Genomic DNA, 14,129 nt, shown 5'->3' with positions numbered 1-14,129 from the left:
ACCGCCTGGGCTCATGCTAGAGTGCCGGGCCAAGATCCTGGAGCCTGTCATGAGTGTACTGACCCGTCGCTGCGCCGCTCTGCTACTGATGTCCAGCCTGTCGTGGGCGGCCGTTGGCGCGCCGATGCACAGTCAATTTCTGCCCCCCGACGATCTGGCGGTACGTCAGGAACAACCCGAACACCAGCAATTGCTTCAGGTCACCGAGTATTCGGTGGTGCTGGGCAATCAGCGTCAGTCCAACCAGCAACCGATACCGGTTACATCGCCGTTGCTGGTGCGCCTCAAAGGTAAACCCCTGAACAAAGGCGCCACCCTCAACCAGGTGATCCTGAACTTCGATGGCGAAAGCAAAAGCCTGAAAAAACCTGCCTTCGACGAGGCGAGCAAGACTCTGACCCTGTCTTATCCACAGGCCCAGTATCAAGTGGTGATCGATCTGCTGCGCAGCGACACGGTGTACGTGCAGTTCCTCAGCTACGCCAACGGCCATATCTGGGCCGACCTGCACACCGGCGCTGTACGCCCGCGTTGAGCCCCGAGGCCTGCCGGGGGTAAACTGCCCGCCCCCGTGAACTGTGCGAGCTGGAGCCCGGCAATGCGTAAAGACAAGAAACAAGTGATTGGTGACGAGATTGGCGATGAGCAGATCAAGCTGTTCCTCAATTTCGATCCGGTCGATGCCACTTCGCCGTCGCTGCACAAACTGATCAAGGCCTACCGTGGCCTGCGGGTCGACGACTTCGAGCGCTTTCTGACGTTTTTCGTCGAGGCCGGCTACGACCTCAATGGCAAGGATGAGCATGGCAACGATTTCGTGGCGCTGATCCAGGACCAGCGTAATGCCGAGGAGTACATCGAGTTGATCAACAAGGCTCGTGGCTGATTACTAAGCGGCCTGCCTCGCAGGCCAGCGGGAGCAAGCCCTCTCGCCACGACAGCTTCTCCCATAAAAAAACGCCCCGTTCTCAGAAAGAACGGGGCGTTTTTTTATCCGGCAGAATCAAGCGAAGCTGGGTGTCTCGCTGCTTTCTTCAACCAGTTCCAGGGCGACGTTGTTCTGCGCATTGACCTTGCGATACAGCGCCGCGTCGGTTTCCAGCACTTTTTCCCGCGCCGGGAAGATCTCAGCGAGTTTGCTCGCCCATTCTCCCTTGGCTTTGTCCGGGAAGCAGCGCTCGATCAGGTCCAGCATGATCGAGACGGTCACCGAAGCACCGGGCGAGGCGCCGAGCAAGGCGGCGAGGGTGCCGTCCTTGGCCGCCACCAGTTCGGTGCCGAACTGCAGGACACCGCCTTTCTTCGGGTCTTTCTTGATGATCTGAACCCGTTGGCCGGCCACTTCCAGGCGCCAGTCCTCGGCTTTCGCCTCGGGATAGAAGCGACGCAGGGATTCCAGGCGCTGCTCCATGGACTGCATCACTTCGCTGATCAGGTACTTGGTCAGGTCCATGTTGTCCCGGGCCACGGCCAGCATCGGGCCGATGTTGCCGGCACGTACCGACAGCGGCAGGTCCATCAGCGAACCATGCTTGAGGAACTTGGTGGTGAAACCGGCGTATGGCCCGAACAGCAGGGATTTCTTGCCATCGACCACGCGGGTGTCCAGGTGCGGCACGGACATCGGTGGCGAGCCCACGGCGGCCTGGCTGTAGACCTTGGCCTGGTGATGCTTGACCACTTCCGGGTTGTCGCAACGCAGCCACTGGCCGCTGACCGGGAAGCCACCGAAGCCTTTGCTTTCTTCGATGCCCGACGCTTGCAGCAGCGGCAATGCCGCACCACCGGCGCCCAGGAAGACAAACTTGGCATCGACGTCACGGCTGCTGCCGGAATTGACGTCCTTGATGCTGACGGTCCAGCCCGCGCCGTTGCGCTTGAGGCCGGTGACGCGCTTGCAATACTTGACCTGGGTGTCCGGGGCGCTGGTCAGGTGCTTGAGCAACTGGTTGGTCAGGGCGCCGAAGTTGACGTCGGTGCCGTTCATGACGCGGGTGGCGGCGATGACTTCGTCAGCTGGCCGGCCCGGCATCATCAGCGGCATCCACTCGGCCATCACGGCCTTGTCCTCGGTGTATTCCATGTCAGCGAAGGCGTGATGCTGGCGCATCAGTTCAAAGCGCTTTTTCAGGAACGACACGCCTTTTTCACCCTGCACGAAGCTCAGGTGCGGGACGGGGGCAATGAAGGATTTGGATGAGCCGAACGTGCCTTTTTTGGTCAGGTACGTCCAGAACTGCTTCGACACCTCGAACTGGGTGTTGATGTGCACGGCTTTCTTGATGTCGACACTGCCATCGGCCGCCTGGGGCGTGTAGTTCAGCTCACACAGCCCGGCGTGGCCGGTGCCAGCGTTGTTCCACGGGTTGGAACTCTCCGCGGCACCGGAATCCATCAACTCGACGACTTCCAGCGAGATCGCGGGGTCGAGTTCCTTGAGCAGCACGGCCAGGGTGGCACTCATGATGCCGGCCCCTACCAGAACTACATCGACTGCTTCGTTATGCGCCATTTAACGCGTCTCCAAAATCTGCAGCACCAAATTGTCGGCATGGCGGCCAGGAGTGGCGGGGCAGGTCAGTTGCGCCCCAGGTATCCATGGCCAGGATCGCCATGTCCGAATCTTCGCAATTTTTCGCAACTACTGCGGATGCATGCAGCCTGGCCTCAGAGTCCCATGAACTCATTTAAGCGCCGGGCAGGCAATTCGACTTATGGCCGAGACATCCGTTCGTGCAACCAAATCCGTAGCGGACAGGCTTCAGGCGCCGGTTCTTGAGCGATAGGCAGTCCTGTGTCGTTGGGCTGTTTCAGACGCTAATGGTGCTTGTTCAGACGCAAAACTATTCATTTGCTCGCCACACTCTCGTGAAGTTGTGAAAACCCGTTTTTTCACGCTCTTTTGAAGACGTGAACCTCAAAAAAGGGCTGTCCCAGCCTGGCACCGCGCCCGGTTTGGTTTGCCCCCATGTAATACATGACAGGCAAAACGGGCAGACAGCTCAGTGACCGAGCGTAATGACAGCTCTGCAGATTCGCGAAAAGTGGTGATTTGCTTGAAAAACAGCAAGCGCGCCAGCTTCACTCGATCTGTGTGGGCGGCTCTCTGTGGGCGTTGCGGGGTGCCAATACAAGCGCATTAGCGGTGTTGCGAGGCCCGATCAGGAGACGTCCTTATAATCGGGGGCAGATTGTATCGAAGAAACGCAGGGAAATGGTCGTGTTTAATGACTTTTATTAGCCATCCGGTCAGACGGCCAACAGTTGACGGTTGCGTGGGCGAGCGCCAAGGGTTTGCACGCGGGCGCTGGCGGGCAATGGCTGGTGCAGCCAGTTCAAGCGAATCTCTTCGATTTCCACCCAACCTTCACCCATGGGCTGCAGGCTGCATTGCTTGAATGCCTGGCAACGGCCGTTGCGGTCCAGCAGGGCGAAGCAGCGGTGCTGTGGGCGCGGGGTGAACAGGGAAATGAGAAAACGCATGGTCGGACACCGTGTCGGGGAGCTTGTGCCAAGGCTGACAGGAGGCCATGACATGCCGGTGTAAGGATCATGACAATGGCATGACACGAACCGGTTTTCCCATGGGGTGTCAGACATTTGAGTATTCATCGTGCAGCGCTAGTTCACCGCCATGGCGCACCGCTATACTGCGGGCCTGTTTGTGCCCGATTCTGGAGAGAAGAGCATGTTGCAACGCCTGTTGTTCGGTTTGATCGCTGTGACCAGTCTGGCCCTCGTCGGCTGCGCCCACAGCCCGCAACAACTTAACCCGGAGCCCAAGCTCAACGCCCAACTGGCGCCCGTGGGTCGCGGCCAGCCGGTGGTGGTACGGGTGGTGGACGGTCGTCCGTCGCCGACCCTCGGCACCCGCGGCGGGCTGTACCCGGAAACCAGTGTGATCACGGTGCAGGGCGCGCAGATTTTGCCCAAGCTGCAGGCCCAGGCCGAAGCGGCGGTACGTTTGCTGGGCTTCACCCCTACCGCCAATGCGATGAATGCACCGCAACTGACCGTCACCCTGGCCGAGTTGAAGTACCAGTCGCCCAAGGAAGGCATGTATGTGACCGAAGCCACCATCGGCGCGACCTTCCGCTCCGAGGTGCAGAACGCCAATCGTCGTTACAGCGGTCGTTACGGTGCCTCGCTGGACCAGCGCTTCGGCATGGCGCCTAACCAGGACACCAACACCAAGCTGGTCAGCGACGTGTTGAGCGATGCCCTGACACGCCTGTTCAAGGACCCGACCATTGGTCAGGTGCTGGCTGAGTAAGTAGGACGTTCCGTACCCCCTGTGGGAGCGAGCCTGCTCGCGATGGCGGATCAGTCAACATTGAGGTGACTGACACTCCGCTATCGCGAGCAGGCTCGCTCCCACAGTTTTTTTGCAAGCAAGAAACCTTCATGCAGCCTGGGAATACAGCTCCAGCACGCTGATCCCAGTCAGCAGATCGGTCTCCGGAAGGTCGGCGTGTTGATGGCCGCCAAGGGCGCAATACACCAGCCAATGCCGATCCTGTACGTTGAAGGACAGGCTGCCGACGAGGTTCTGTTGTTCGTCGCTCGGGCTGATGAGATAGAGACGATCCTGGTTTTCGGCGTGGAGCATGGTGGGTTCCGGGCAGGTTTGAAGGGCGACAGGGTGGCCTATTCAGATGACGAAACCGTGACGTGAAAAATTAACCCAGGGCTTGCTGACGGATCCTGTGGCGAGGGAGCTTGCTCCCGCTGGGCTGCACAGCAGCCCCAAACTTGTCGCTGCGGTGTCTCAGGTTGATTGCCTCAGCTTCATTGGGGGCGCTTCGCACCCCAGCGGGAGCAAGCTCCCTCGCCACAAAGGAATATGGCATGCAGGGCAAGGGGATCGTTATTGGTCGGAAAAAATGCAGTAGGCGAGGGCGCTTTCGGTAGAATTCACGCCGTTCGTAGGTCCCGGGCGCGTCCTGTCCGTTTATTGCTTGAGGTTTGTGATGTCGCTGCATTTGTTTTCGTTGTTCGCTGCTCACCCCGCCAAACTGATCAACCTGCTCGCATTGTTGTTTGCCTGCCCGGGCGGTTGGGTGCTGCATGCCACACGCCGCCGTGAACAACGGGCGCGGGCCTGCCTTGAGGCGCGCAAGAGCGACGGCGACGAGCGATTCGAAGCCTTGCTGGACCTGGCGACCCAGCGCATGAACCGGTTTTTCTACCGTTTCGGCTTTGCCTGCCTGGGCCTGGCACTGCTGGTGTCGTGGGTCAGCACACAGTTCTGATGGATAAAAAAAGATCGCAGCCTTCGCCAGCGCCTACAAGATGAACAATCGATTCATGTAGGCGCTGGCGAAGGCTGCGATCTTTTTGACAGGCGTCGCTTAAAGCGCCAATCCCGCCTTGACCCGATACTGATTACGCACCGGTGTCGCGTATTGCAGCACCAGGAATGGGCGGTGCTCCGCCGGACAAGCGTCCAGCCGGCGCTGCCATTCTTCCTGGGCCTTGGCCAGTTCATCGGCGCCGAATACCTGGGCCGCTGTCGGCACCTGCAACTGCGGGTCGGCGTCGGCCCATTGGGCGTAAGCCAGGTAATGCACCGGGAACAGGCGGTAGCCGCCGAGAATCTGCCGGTCCATTTCCTGGGCCAGTTGCTTGGTGTCCTCGAACAGCTCGGTGATCGGCGCGGCGAAGTTCACATGGACCCGCCCCTTGTAGCCGGTAATGCCCTTGGCGATGCTCACGTCGTCTTCGCCCGGGGCCTTGGTGTAGGTGCCGGTGGTGGCGCGGATGTACAGCTCGCGGGCCTTGGCCTGGTCGCACGGGTCGTATTCGTAGCTGATGGACACCGGCGTGAGGTTCAGCGACTGGATGACCTCGCCGAAGGGTTCGTCCTTGCGGCTCATGTGGAACATCTTGAGGATCGCCGATTCGGTGCGGTCGTCACCGTCCTTGGCCCGACCCTCGGCCTGGGCAATCCAGATCGAGGCGCAGTCGTTGCGGATCGAGTGATTGATATAGGCCGAGAGCAACTGGTACGCGGCCATTTTTTCCCGCCGTCCGGTGATGGAGCGGTGCACGATGAAGCTTTTGTTCAGACGCATCAGATCGCTGACAAAGGGCTTCTGCAGCAGGTTGTCGCCGATGGCGATGCGTGGCGTCGGCAAGCCGGCGTGGTACACGGCGTAGTTGACGAAGGCCGGGTCCATCACGATGTCGCGGTGGTTGGCGATGAACAGGTACGCGCTACCGGATTTGAATTGCTCCACCCCGGTGTAGGTCACGCCATCGGTGGCACGCTCGATCGTGTGGTCGACATAGAACTCCACTTTGTCCTGCAAAGTGGCGACCGATGTCACGCCGGCGAACTCACGACGCAACCTTTGCGCTATAAGAGGCTTGAGCATCCAGCCGAAAGCCCCGGCCAGGCGTGGGAAGCGGAAGTGGGTGAGGATATCTAGAAACGCCTTGTCGCCGAGCAGCCGTGCCAGCACCGCTGGGACTTCGCTGTCGTCGTAAGGTCGGATGGCATCGAATTCGCCCATCATGCTCTCTTGTAGGAAACGGCTAGGGTAAGTAAAGGTTCGATCGAAAAACCGACAGGGCACGGCCTGGAAGATCCGCCAGACAAAAATAGCCCTGCAAATAGACCGGCGATTATACGCACAAGTCACCTGGGAGACCGCGATGCTGGAAACCGCTCCGTATGAATGTCCGTATTGTGGTGAGGAAGTGGAAACGCTGGTGGACCTGTCCGGCGGTGATCAGACCTATATCGAGGACTGTCAGGTCTGTTGCCGACCGATAACATTTGTCCTGCAGGTCCACGATGAGGAATGGCATCTGGAAGTCTTCAGTGAAAACGAATGATGGGGGACGTCCATGCAGCGAATCTACGAGCTGGAAAACCTGATGGAAGGCGAACTGCTCCAGGGCATGCTCGCCAGCGAAGGCATCACCGCCCACCTGGTGGGCCGTGACCTGGTGGGCGGCGCCGGCGAGTTGCCGATGTATGGCCTGCTGGGACTGGCGGTGGAGGACGACCAGGCGCAATACGCCCGGGAGCTGATCGCCGCCTACAATGCCGCGCTGCCATTGCCCGGCGATGAGCCGGACAGTTACCCCGGCACATTGGTCTGTTAGGCTGGCGACCGTTTGATCAAGAGTCGTGTTGCCCCATGTGTGGACGTTATGCCCTGTTTCGCTGGAACCCCGCCTTTGCGGCCTTGCCCGGCTTCCCTGCCGACCAGAAGGCCCAGTGGAATATTTCGCCCAACGATTCGGTGCTGATGCTGCGCGCCGGCGCGCAGGGGCAGCGCGAACTGGCCCGGGCCCGCTGGGGCCTCACGCCGCCCTGGCTGACCGACCTGTCCCGTACCCCGGCCCACGCCCGGGCCGAAACCGTGGCCGAGCAGCCGATGTTTCGTGAGGCCCTGCGCCTGCGCCGCTGCCTGCTGCCGGCCAACGGCTTCTATGAATGGCGCGGTGGCACGCGCAAACGCCCTTACTGGTTGACGCCGGGTGAGGGCTCTTCGTTGTTTTTCGCCGCGATCTGGGAAGCCTATCCCGTGCAGGAACAGGTGTGGCTGAGCACCGCAGTCATCACCCAGCCGGCGGCAGGGCAGCGTCGGCCGTTGATCCTGGATGAAGAGGGCCAGCGCCTGTGGCTCGATCCCGAGACGCCCTTGCATGTATTGCAAGGCTTGCTGGCCAGTGAGCCGGCGGCACTGCGCGAGCGGGTACTGGCCAACATGGTCAATGATCCGAAGCTCAACGGGCCGGAGTGCCTGACTCCGGCTTGAGTGTTGAGGCGCCTGTGCTGGCCCCATCGCGAGCAGGCTCGCTCCCACATTAGAGAGAGTGTTCGCCACCAACCCTTTGTGGGAGCGAGCCTGCTCGCGATGGGGCCCTCGGATCAAACCTTGAACTGATTGATCAACCGCCGCTGCTGCTCCGCCAGTTTGGTCAGATCCGCACTGGCCGCGCTGGATTCGTCCGCGCCGCCCGCCACTTCATTTGCCACTTGCCCGATGTTGATCACGTTACGGTTGATGTCATCGGCCACCGCGCTTTGTTCCTCGGCGGCGCTGGCGATCTGGGTGTTCATGTCGTTGATCACCGATACCGCCTGGGTGATGGTCTCCAGGGCCTGGGCCGCTTTCGCTGCGTGTTGCACGCTTTCATCGGTGCGGTGCTGGCTGTCTTCCATCACCCGCACCACATCCCGGGTGCCTTGTTGCAACTGTTGGATCATCGTCTGGATTTCTTCAGTGGCCTGCTGCGTTTTCTGCGCCAGGTTGCGCACCTCATCGGCCACCACCGCAAATCCACGCCCCTGTTCACCGGCGCGAGCTGCTTCGATGGCCGCGTTGAGGGCCAGCAGGTTGGTCTGTTCGGCGATCCCGCGGATGGCGGTGAGAATCGCGTTGATGTTCTCGCTGTCCTTGGCCAGAGCCTGCACCACGCCCACGGCCTTGCCGATTTCCACGGCCAGGGCGCCGATGGAGGTGGAAGTGTCCCGCACGATCTGCATGCCCTGGCTGGCAGCCTGGTCTGCGTGACCAGCGGCTTGGGCGGCCTGGGTCGCGTTGCGGGCCACGTCCTGGGCGGTGGCGGTCATCTCGTGCACGGCGGTGGCGACCTGATCGATCTCCACCATTTGCTTGTGCACGCCCTGGTTGGTGCGGATGGCGATGTCGGCAGTGTGCTCCGAGGAATCGCTGACGCTCTGCACCGAGGTGACGACCTGGGTGATCATCCCTTGCAACTTGCTCAGGAAGGTATTGAAGCCCTTGGCGATCGCACCCAGTTCATCCGCGCGGTCGCTCACCAGGCGACGGGTCAGGTCGCCTTCGCCCTGGGCGATGTCATCGAGCATCGCCACCATTTGCTTGAGGGGACGGGCGATGCCGTGGGCCACCAGCCAGATCACCAGCAGGCCGATGCCGGCAATCACCAGGCCCACCATGGCCATGCCGAAGATGTCGGTCTGGCGTTGCGCATCCAGGTCTTTTTGCAACGCTTGCAGTTCGGCCATCACCGCATCCAGTGGCAGTTGCAGCATCAGCGTCCAACGGGCTTGGGTTTCACCGATGCCGAACGGCATGTACACCTCGATGTGCCCATGGGCTTCATCGACGTCGTAACGTACCTGGCCGACGCTGAGCTTGGACAGGTTGTCCAGTTCATTGGCGTCCAGCAGGTCGCTGGCCTTTTCTCCCAGTTTGGACGGGTCCTTCGTGAAGGCCACCAAGCGGTTGTTGCTGGAGAGCAACGCCATTTCCCCGGCGCCCTCATACAGGTCACGGTCGGCAGCGACGAGCATGTCCTGGATGAAGTTCACCGACAGGTCGGCGCCGACGATGCCCTGGAACTTGCCATCGACCATGATCGGCTCGATGAACGAGGCGAGCATGGTCATGGTATCGCCAACGCGATAAGGCGCCGGGTCGATCACACAGGCTTTCTTGCTGTCCCGGGAGCACAGGTAATACTCACTGGCGCGAATACCGGTGGACAGCAGTTTCTGGTCCGCCACATCGGCGAGCTTTTCCAGGCCCAGGGTGCCGTCCTGGTTGCGAAACCACCACGGCAGGAAGCGCCCGTCGGTTTCCATGCCCAGCACCGGGCTGTTCACGTAATTGGCGTCGTCGTGGTCAATGGCGTTTGGTTCCCAGGCGATGTAGGCGCCGAGAATCTTCGGGTTGCGCACCACGGTTTCGCGCAGCAGGCTGATCATCTGCTCGCGGGGCACCTTCAGTTGTGCGTTGCCGTCCGGGCCGTTCATGCCCATCAAGGCATTGGTGGTCGCCAGGCCCCGGGCAAGCAACAGCGGTGCCTCCAGTTCTCGCTGGATCAGGCTGGCCTGGGTGCGGGCCAGCGCGTCGAGGCGTTGTTCGATCAGATGCTCGAACTGCGCCTTGGTCCGCTGTTGCACCATTTCCTGGGTGCGGGCGCCGGCAAACAGCGCGTACAGCACCAGGGCGCCGACCACACTGAGGATGATGGCGCCGGCCAGAGCGGCCACGGAAAACTGTATCGATTTGAATTTCATAAAGGCTCCGGACGCGGGAATGACGTCTGAAGCCTGTATCGGCGATTCTTTGGCCCAGCATGAGGCGCTGTTCGTCGGATGACTGTTTTGGCTTTGTGGGTGTCGTAAATGGACTGGAGTAGGGTCTGTCTGAAAAAACTGTAATCCCACGCTATGTATCTGGCGCCGATACAAATCAGCGCCTAGGATACGCCCACGTTTCCAGGGAGCTTCTTACATGAACAAGATATTGATGGTGAGTGCACTGAGTGTGGGCTTGCTGCTTGCCGGTTGCCAGTCGGTCAACACCACCAGCGGCGGAGCCGTGGGCGTGGAGCGCAAGCAATACATGTTCAGCATGCTGTCCACCGACCAGGTCAATCAGATGTATGCCCAGTCCTACCAAAAGACCATGGGCGAAGCGAGCGCCAAGGGTGTATTGGACAAGACGAGTAGCGATGCCAAGCGCGTCCAGGCCATCTCCAGTCGGCTGATCGCTCAGGCACCTGTGTTCCGCCCGGATTCGGCGCAATGGAACTGGGAAGTGAACCTGATCAAGAGCGATGAGCTCAACGCCAGTTGCGGCCCCGGCGGCAAAATCATTTTCTATACCGGCTTGATCAACAAGCTCAAGCTCACTGACGATGAAATCGCCGCGATCATCGGCCACGAAATCGCCCACGCCTTGCGCGAGCACGGCCGCGAAGCGATGTCCAAGGCCTACGGCATCGAAATGGCCAAGCAGGGCGCCGGTGCATTGTTCGGTCTGGGCCAGGACAGCCTGGCGTTGGCCGATACTGTGGCCAACTACGGCATGACCCTGCCCAACAGTCGCGGCAATGAGAACGAAGCCGACCTGATCGGCCTGGAACTGGCCGCTCGCGCCGGCTACGACCCGAATGCCGCGATCACGTTGTGGAACAAGATGGCCAAGGCTTCGGAAGGCGCGCCGCCGGAATTCATGAGCACCCACCCGTCCTCCAGCAGCCGGATCGCGTCGCTGCAGGCGGCGATTCCGAAGGTGATGCCGCTGTATCAGCAGGCTAGAAAGTAATCATCGTTGTGGGAGCAAAGCTTGCTCGCGACAGAGGCGACGCAGACTTCAATCAGACCGCGTCATCGTTCATCGCGGGCAGGCTCGCTCCCACAAGAGATTGGCCGTGTTCGATATTCTTGTGAACACCCGCAGCCAGTGTGGGAGCGAGCCTGCTCGCGATGAACGATAACGCGGTATTACTCACCTACCCGATCAAACCCACCCACTGCTCTGCATCGCCTTGTACACCGCCACGATCGCCAGGACCAAGAACGCCGAGGCGGCCAGACGGCGGATCAGTGTCAGAGGCAGCTTCTCGGCGGCGAAATTGCCCGCCAGGACCACCGGCACGTTGGCAATCAGCATGCCCACGGTGGTGCCGATGATCACCAGCCACAGTTCCGGGTACTGCGCGGCGAGCATCACTGTGGCGATCTGGGTCTTGTCGCCGATTTCCGCCAGGAAGAACGCGATCAGCGTGGTCAGGAAAGGCCCGAACTTGCGGGCCGTACTGGCTTCGTCATCGTCCAGTTTGTCCGGCACCAACGTCCACAGCGCCGTGGCGGCAAAGCTCACCGCCAGGATCCAGTGCAGGACCGCGTCCGAGAAAATACTACCGACCCAGGCTCCCACCGCGCCGGCTGCCGCATGGTTGGCCAAGGTGGCGGCAACGATGCCGGCAATGATGGGCCAGGGTTTGCGAAAGCGAGCCGCGAGAATAAGCGCGAGCAGTTGCGTCTTGTCGCCGATTTCGGCCAGCGCAACGATAGCGGTAGGTACGAGGAAAGAGTCCAGCATCAGGTGATTCCTAGAGGGGCGGGTCGACACGGCTATGACACGTACAGCCTTCCCGCCCCGGGTAAGGTGTGCGTGTCATAGGTCTTGTCAAACCCAGCGACCATCTGCGTGGACGCTTGGGCCGCATACGCCATGGTCTGCTGACCAAGTATGTTGACGTATGCCGGGCGAGCATGGCGCTCGCGGGAGACTACTCCCCTAGGACGGAGCGGATTCTGCCTAGGCAAATCCGATTGGGCAAGTGCTGTTTCTTAAATTTGCTTCAGCCGCGCTTGGCCCGATAGATGCGAAAACCCTGGCCTTCGGCCTTGATCGCGCACACGCCCAGATGCTCTTCGATCAACGGCTGATACTTGAGGAAACTGTTCGCCACCAAGCGCAGTTCGCCGCCGTTTTTCAGATGTTTCGCTGCTTTTCGCAGCAGATTTTCCGTGGCGTGATAGTCGGTGTGCACGCCGACATGGAACGGCGGGTTGCTCAGAATCGCACTTAATCCCATGGGCGCGGCGTCGATACCGTCGCCGGTCAGCACCTCGGCCTCCAGACCATTGGCGGCCAGGGTCAGGCGGCTGCTGGCGGCAGCGAACGCATCCACGTCCAGCAGCGTGACGGTGTTGTGCGGATAGCGACGCTTGACCACTGCCCCCAGCACCCCGGCGCCACAACCGAAGTCCAGCAGGTGGCCGCTGGGCAGTTTATCCAGGTGTTCCAGCAACAGCGCACTGCCGCGATCCAGGCGACCCTGGCTGAACACCCCCGGCAGGCTGATGACCTTCAGTGCGCCTTCGGCCAGGGGCAGCTCGTAGGTCTGGGCGAGGCTTTCCAAAGGCTTGGCCTCGGGGACGTCGGCCACGGTGACCTGCCATAGCTGACAATGGCGCGCGCTGTCGAGCTTGCGCGGCTTGCCGAAGGCATTGAGCTGCTTGGACGCGCCTTCGATGCCGCTGCGCTTTTCCCCCACCAGATACACCTCGCGACCGGCCAGGCGCGAGGCCACGGCGTTGAGGATGTAGTCGGTCAGGTCCTTGGCCTTGGGCAGGAACACCACGGCGGTCTCGAACTCACGGGCCGGCACGTTCACGCCAAAGTGGCTGCGCTCGGGGAAACGGGCATCCAGCGCGGCCTGATCACCGGCGTGCCAGCACCAGCCGTGGGCTTGGGGCAAGCGGCCGAGCAGATCATCGGCGGGCAGGCCGGCCAGCAGGACCGAACCCTGAAATAACTCGGCCTGACGAAGCAGTACTTCACTGCGCGGATCCATGGTCTGCTCCTTGAAAAAAAGTGCGGCAGTTTATCAACTGACGACTCGCAGCGCTGTACCGCTGAAAAAACCCAAGGCGTTTTCCGTCAGTTGGCTAACGATCCGTTGCCGCGCCTCGCGGCTGCCCCAGGCGTTATGGGGCGTGACGATCAACCGCGGAATGTCGGCGGCCAGCAGCGGATTGCCCTGGGTCGGTGGCTCCACGCTCAGTACATCGGTGGCCGCGCCGCCCAAATGGCCGCTGCGCAAGGCATCGGCCAGGGCCTGTTCGTCGATCAGGCCGCCGCGGGCGGTGTTGAGCACAAAGGCGCCGGGTTTGAGCTGCGCCAGTTGCCGGGCGCCGATGAAGTTGCGCGTGTGTTCGTTGAGAGGACAGTGCAAGGTCAGGGCATCGATCTGCGGCAACAGTTGATCCAGAGGCAAGCGGTCGGGACGAGCAGGGCGTCCGGGGATCTGCCCCAACAGCACGCGCATGCCAAAGGCCTCGGCCAGTCGTCCGACGGCGCTGCCCAGTTCACCATGACCCAACAGCCCGAGGGTTTTGCCTTCCAGTTCGACAATGGGATAGTCCAGCAGGCAAAACTGCGAAGCGTGCTGCCACCGACCTGCGCCGACTGCTTTTTGGTAATCACCCAGGCGCGTCGCCAGATTCAAGAGCAGCATGATCGTGTGCTGGGCCACCGACGGCGTGCCGTAGCCCTGACAGTTGCACACTGTGATGCCGTGTTGGCGCGCGGCGTCCAGGTCGACGTTATTGGTGCCGGTGGCGCTGATCAGGATCAGCTTCAGCTCGGGGTTGGCGGCCATGGCGGTCGCATCGATCACGACCTTGTTGGTGATCGCCACCGTGGCGCCCTTGAGCCGCTCGCTCACTTCATCCCGGCTCGTGCGGGCGAACAGTTGCAGTTCACTGAAGCAGTTGCGCAGTGGTCCCAGGTCCAGATCGCCGAGGTCCAGGGAAGGGTGGTCGAGGAAAACTGCGCGGCCGTTGTTCGTCATCAGCTGTACCTTTTATCGCAGGAATCGAAGGC

The 14,129-nt window shown here is 61.1% G+C and carries 16 protein-coding genes, 1 pseudogene and 1 riboswitch; of the genes and pseudogenes, 8 read left to right on the top strand and 9 right to left on the bottom strand.

Annotation, left to right across the window (positions count from 1 at the left end):
* The first annotated feature begins 49 nt into the window (after window positions 1-49).
* Both CRX69_RS22895 and CRX69_RS22890 read left to right on the top strand, forming a co-directional pair.
* Complete coding sequence (locus tag CRX69_RS22895; RefSeq protein ID WP_047229415.1) at window positions 50-535, top strand: hypothetical protein; 486 nt, start codon at window positions 50-52, stop codon at window positions 533-535.
* A 63-nt stretch (window positions 536-598) separates the two neighbouring features.
* Entirely contained in the window at window positions 599-886 is a 288-nt protein-coding gene (locus CRX69_RS22890) for a PA4642 family protein (RefSeq protein ID WP_047229416.1), read from the top strand.
* A 117-nt stretch (window positions 887-1,003) separates the two neighbouring features.
* On the opposite strand, the gene mqo is transcribed toward CRX69_RS22890, so the two are convergent.
* Together mqo and CRX69_RS22880 are read right to left on the bottom strand one after the other, a co-directional pair.
* Entirely contained in the window at window positions 1,004-2,512 is a 1,509-nt protein-coding gene (mqo, locus tag CRX69_RS22885; RefSeq protein WP_047229417.1) for a malate dehydrogenase (quinone), read from the bottom strand.
* Between the two features lie 737 nt (window positions 2,513-3,249).
* Window positions 3,250-3,483 (bottom strand): hypothetical protein, encoded by a 234-nt coding sequence (locus CRX69_RS22880; RefSeq protein WP_092402475.1) that lies wholly within the window; start codon window positions 3,481-3,483, stop codon window positions 3,250-3,252.
* Between the two features lie 205 nt (window positions 3,484-3,688).
* On the opposite strand from CRX69_RS22880, the gene CRX69_RS22875 reads away from it, so the two are divergent.
* Window positions 3,689-4,273: a YajG family lipoprotein gene (locus CRX69_RS22875; RefSeq protein WP_047229419.1), complete on the top strand. Its 585-nt coding sequence runs from the start codon at window positions 3,689-3,691 to the stop codon at window positions 4,271-4,273.
* Between the two features lie 129 nt (window positions 4,274-4,402).
* On the opposite strand, the gene CRX69_RS22870 is transcribed toward CRX69_RS22875, so the two are convergent.
* Window positions 4,403-4,609, bottom strand: coding sequence for a hypothetical protein (locus CRX69_RS22870; RefSeq protein WP_047229420.1), 207 nt, complete (start codon window positions 4,607-4,609; stop codon window positions 4,403-4,405).
* A gap of 361 nt (window positions 4,610-4,970) precedes the next feature.
* On the opposite strand from CRX69_RS22870, the gene CRX69_RS22860 reads away from it, so the two are divergent.
* Window positions 4,971-5,252: a hypothetical protein gene (locus tag CRX69_RS22860; protein WP_047229421.1), complete on the top strand. Its 282-nt coding sequence runs from the start codon at window positions 4,971-4,973 to the stop codon at window positions 5,250-5,252.
* Window positions 5,253-5,351: 99 nt separating this feature from the next.
* On the opposite strand, the gene CRX69_RS22855 is transcribed toward CRX69_RS22860, so the two are convergent.
* Window positions 5,352-6,518, bottom strand: coding sequence for a 1-acyl-sn-glycerol-3-phosphate acyltransferase (locus CRX69_RS22855; protein WP_107322921.1), 1,167 nt, complete (start codon window positions 6,516-6,518; stop codon window positions 5,352-5,354).
* A 139-nt stretch (window positions 6,519-6,657) separates the two neighbouring features.
* On the opposite strand from CRX69_RS22855, the gene CRX69_RS22850 reads away from it, so the two are divergent.
* Genes CRX69_RS22850 through CRX69_RS22840 form a run of 3 tightly spaced genes read left to right on the top strand, consistent with a single transcriptional unit; the run spans window position 6,658 to window position 7,772 of the window.
* Window positions 6,658-6,840 carry a CPXCG motif-containing cysteine-rich protein gene (locus CRX69_RS22850; protein ID WP_047229423.1) on the top strand — a complete coding sequence of 61 codons (183 nt, stop codon included), beginning with the start codon at window positions 6,658-6,660 and terminating at the stop codon, window positions 6,838-6,840.
* 12 nt (window positions 6,841-6,852) lie between these two features.
* Window positions 6,853-7,113 (top strand): putative signal transducing protein, encoded by a 261-nt coding sequence (locus CRX69_RS22845; protein WP_014340166.1) that lies wholly within the window; start codon window positions 6,853-6,855, stop codon window positions 7,111-7,113.
* Between the two features lie 35 nt (window positions 7,114-7,148).
* On the top strand, window positions 7,149-7,772 hold the full coding sequence (locus CRX69_RS22840) for an SOS response-associated peptidase (protein ID WP_107322920.1): 624 nt from the start codon (window positions 7,149-7,151) through the stop codon (window positions 7,770-7,772).
* A gap of 113 nt (window positions 7,773-7,885) precedes the next feature.
* Here CRX69_RS22840 and CRX69_RS28330 read toward each other — a convergent pair whose 3' ends face one another.
* Window positions 7,886-8,629 carry a methyl-accepting chemotaxis protein gene (locus CRX69_RS28330; protein ID WP_372241397.1) on the bottom strand — a complete coding sequence of 248 codons (744 nt, stop codon included), beginning with the start codon at window positions 8,627-8,629 and terminating at the stop codon, window positions 7,886-7,888.
* A gap of 114 nt (window positions 8,630-8,743) precedes the next feature.
* Window positions 8,744-8,938: pseudogene (locus CRX69_RS28325) on the bottom strand (HAMP domain-containing protein); the annotation flags it as partial.
* Window positions 8,939-10,241: 1,303 nt separating this feature from the next.
* On the opposite strand from CRX69_RS28325, the gene CRX69_RS22830 reads away from it, so the two are divergent.
* Window positions 10,242-11,057: a M48 family metallopeptidase gene (locus CRX69_RS22830; RefSeq protein ID WP_047229426.1), complete on the top strand. Its 816-nt coding sequence runs from the start codon at window positions 10,242-10,244 to the stop codon at window positions 11,055-11,057.
* Window positions 11,058-11,252: 195 nt separating this feature from the next.
* Here the strand turns inward: CRX69_RS22830 and CRX69_RS22825 are convergent, their stop codons facing one another.
* The 3 genes from CRX69_RS22825 to CRX69_RS22815 form a co-directional block, all read right to left on the bottom strand.
* A complete protein-coding gene (locus tag CRX69_RS22825) occupies window positions 11,253-11,837 on the bottom strand; it encodes a TMEM165/GDT1 family protein (protein WP_047229427.1) in 585 nt (194 codons plus the stop codon).
* A gap of 89 nt (window positions 11,838-11,926) precedes the next feature.
* Window positions 11,927-12,049: riboswitch (yybP-ykoY riboswitch) on the bottom strand.
* Between the two features lie 50 nt (window positions 12,050-12,099).
* Window positions 12,100-13,098: a class I SAM-dependent methyltransferase gene (locus CRX69_RS22820; protein ID WP_107322918.1), complete on the bottom strand. Its 999-nt coding sequence runs from the start codon at window positions 13,096-13,098 to the stop codon at window positions 12,100-12,102.
* A 33-nt stretch (window positions 13,099-13,131) separates the two neighbouring features.
* The gene (locus CRX69_RS22815; RefSeq protein WP_107322917.1) at window positions 13,132-14,097 is read right to left on the bottom strand and encodes a 2-hydroxyacid dehydrogenase; all 966 of its coding nucleotides are present in this window, start codon (window positions 14,095-14,097) and stop codon (window positions 13,132-13,134) included.
* Window positions 14,098-14,129: the final 32 nt, after the last annotated feature.

The organism is Pseudomonas rhizophila (assembly GCF_003033885.1).
GTDB lineage: Bacteria > Pseudomonadota > Gammaproteobacteria > Pseudomonadales > Pseudomonadaceae > Aquipseudomonas > Aquipseudomonas rhizophila.
Note: the sequence above shows the minus strand (reverse complement) of the source record. Positions and strands in the feature narration are given on the sequence as shown.

Excerpts from the sequence above, each read along its gene's own strand:
- CRX69_RS22895 (WP_047229415.1), top strand. The coding sequence starts at position 50 with ATGAGTGTACTGACCCGTCGCTGCGCCGCTCTGCTACTGATGTCCAGC.
- CRX69_RS22890 (WP_047229416.1), top strand. The coding sequence starts at position 599 with ATGCGTAAAGACAAGAAACAAGTGATTGGTGACGAGATTGGCGATGAG.
- mqo (WP_047229417.1), bottom strand. The coding sequence starts at position 2,512 with ATGGCGCATAACGAAGCAGTCGATGTAGTTCTGGTAGGGGCCGGCATC.
- CRX69_RS22880 (WP_092402475.1), bottom strand. The coding sequence starts at position 3,483 with ATGCGTTTTCTCATTTCCCTGTTCACCCCGCGCCCACAGCACCGCTGC.
- CRX69_RS22875 (WP_047229419.1), top strand. The coding sequence starts at position 3,689 with ATGTTGCAACGCCTGTTGTTCGGTTTGATCGCTGTGACCAGTCTGGCC.
- CRX69_RS22870 (WP_047229420.1), bottom strand. The coding sequence starts at position 4,609 with ATGCTCCACGCCGAAAACCAGGATCGTCTCTATCTCATCAGCCCGAGC.
- CRX69_RS22860 (WP_047229421.1), top strand. The coding sequence starts at position 4,971 with ATGTCGCTGCATTTGTTTTCGTTGTTCGCTGCTCACCCCGCCAAACTG.
- CRX69_RS22855 (WP_107322921.1), bottom strand. The coding sequence starts at position 6,518 with ATGATGGGCGAATTCGATGCCATCCGACCTTACGACGACAGCGAAGTC.
- CRX69_RS22850 (WP_047229423.1), top strand. The coding sequence starts at position 6,658 with ATGCTGGAAACCGCTCCGTATGAATGTCCGTATTGTGGTGAGGAAGTG.
- CRX69_RS22845 (WP_014340166.1), top strand. The coding sequence starts at position 6,853 with ATGCAGCGAATCTACGAGCTGGAAAACCTGATGGAAGGCGAACTGCTC.
- CRX69_RS22840 (WP_107322920.1), top strand. The coding sequence starts at position 7,149 with ATGTGTGGACGTTATGCCCTGTTTCGCTGGAACCCCGCCTTTGCGGCC.
- CRX69_RS28330 (WP_372241397.1), bottom strand. The coding sequence starts at position 8,629 with ATGGTGGAGATCGATCAGGTCGCCACCGCCGTGCACGAGATGACCGCC.
- CRX69_RS22830 (WP_047229426.1), top strand. The coding sequence starts at position 10,242 with ATGAACAAGATATTGATGGTGAGTGCACTGAGTGTGGGCTTGCTGCTT.
- CRX69_RS22825 (WP_047229427.1), bottom strand. The coding sequence starts at position 11,837 with ATGCTGGACTCTTTCCTCGTACCTACCGCTATCGTTGCGCTGGCCGAA.
- CRX69_RS22820 (WP_107322918.1), bottom strand. The coding sequence starts at position 13,098 with ATGGATCCGCGCAGTGAAGTACTGCTTCGTCAGGCCGAGTTATTTCAG.
- CRX69_RS22815 (WP_107322917.1), bottom strand. The coding sequence starts at position 14,097 with ATGACGAACAACGGCCGCGCAGTTTTCCTCGACCACCCTTCCCTGGAC.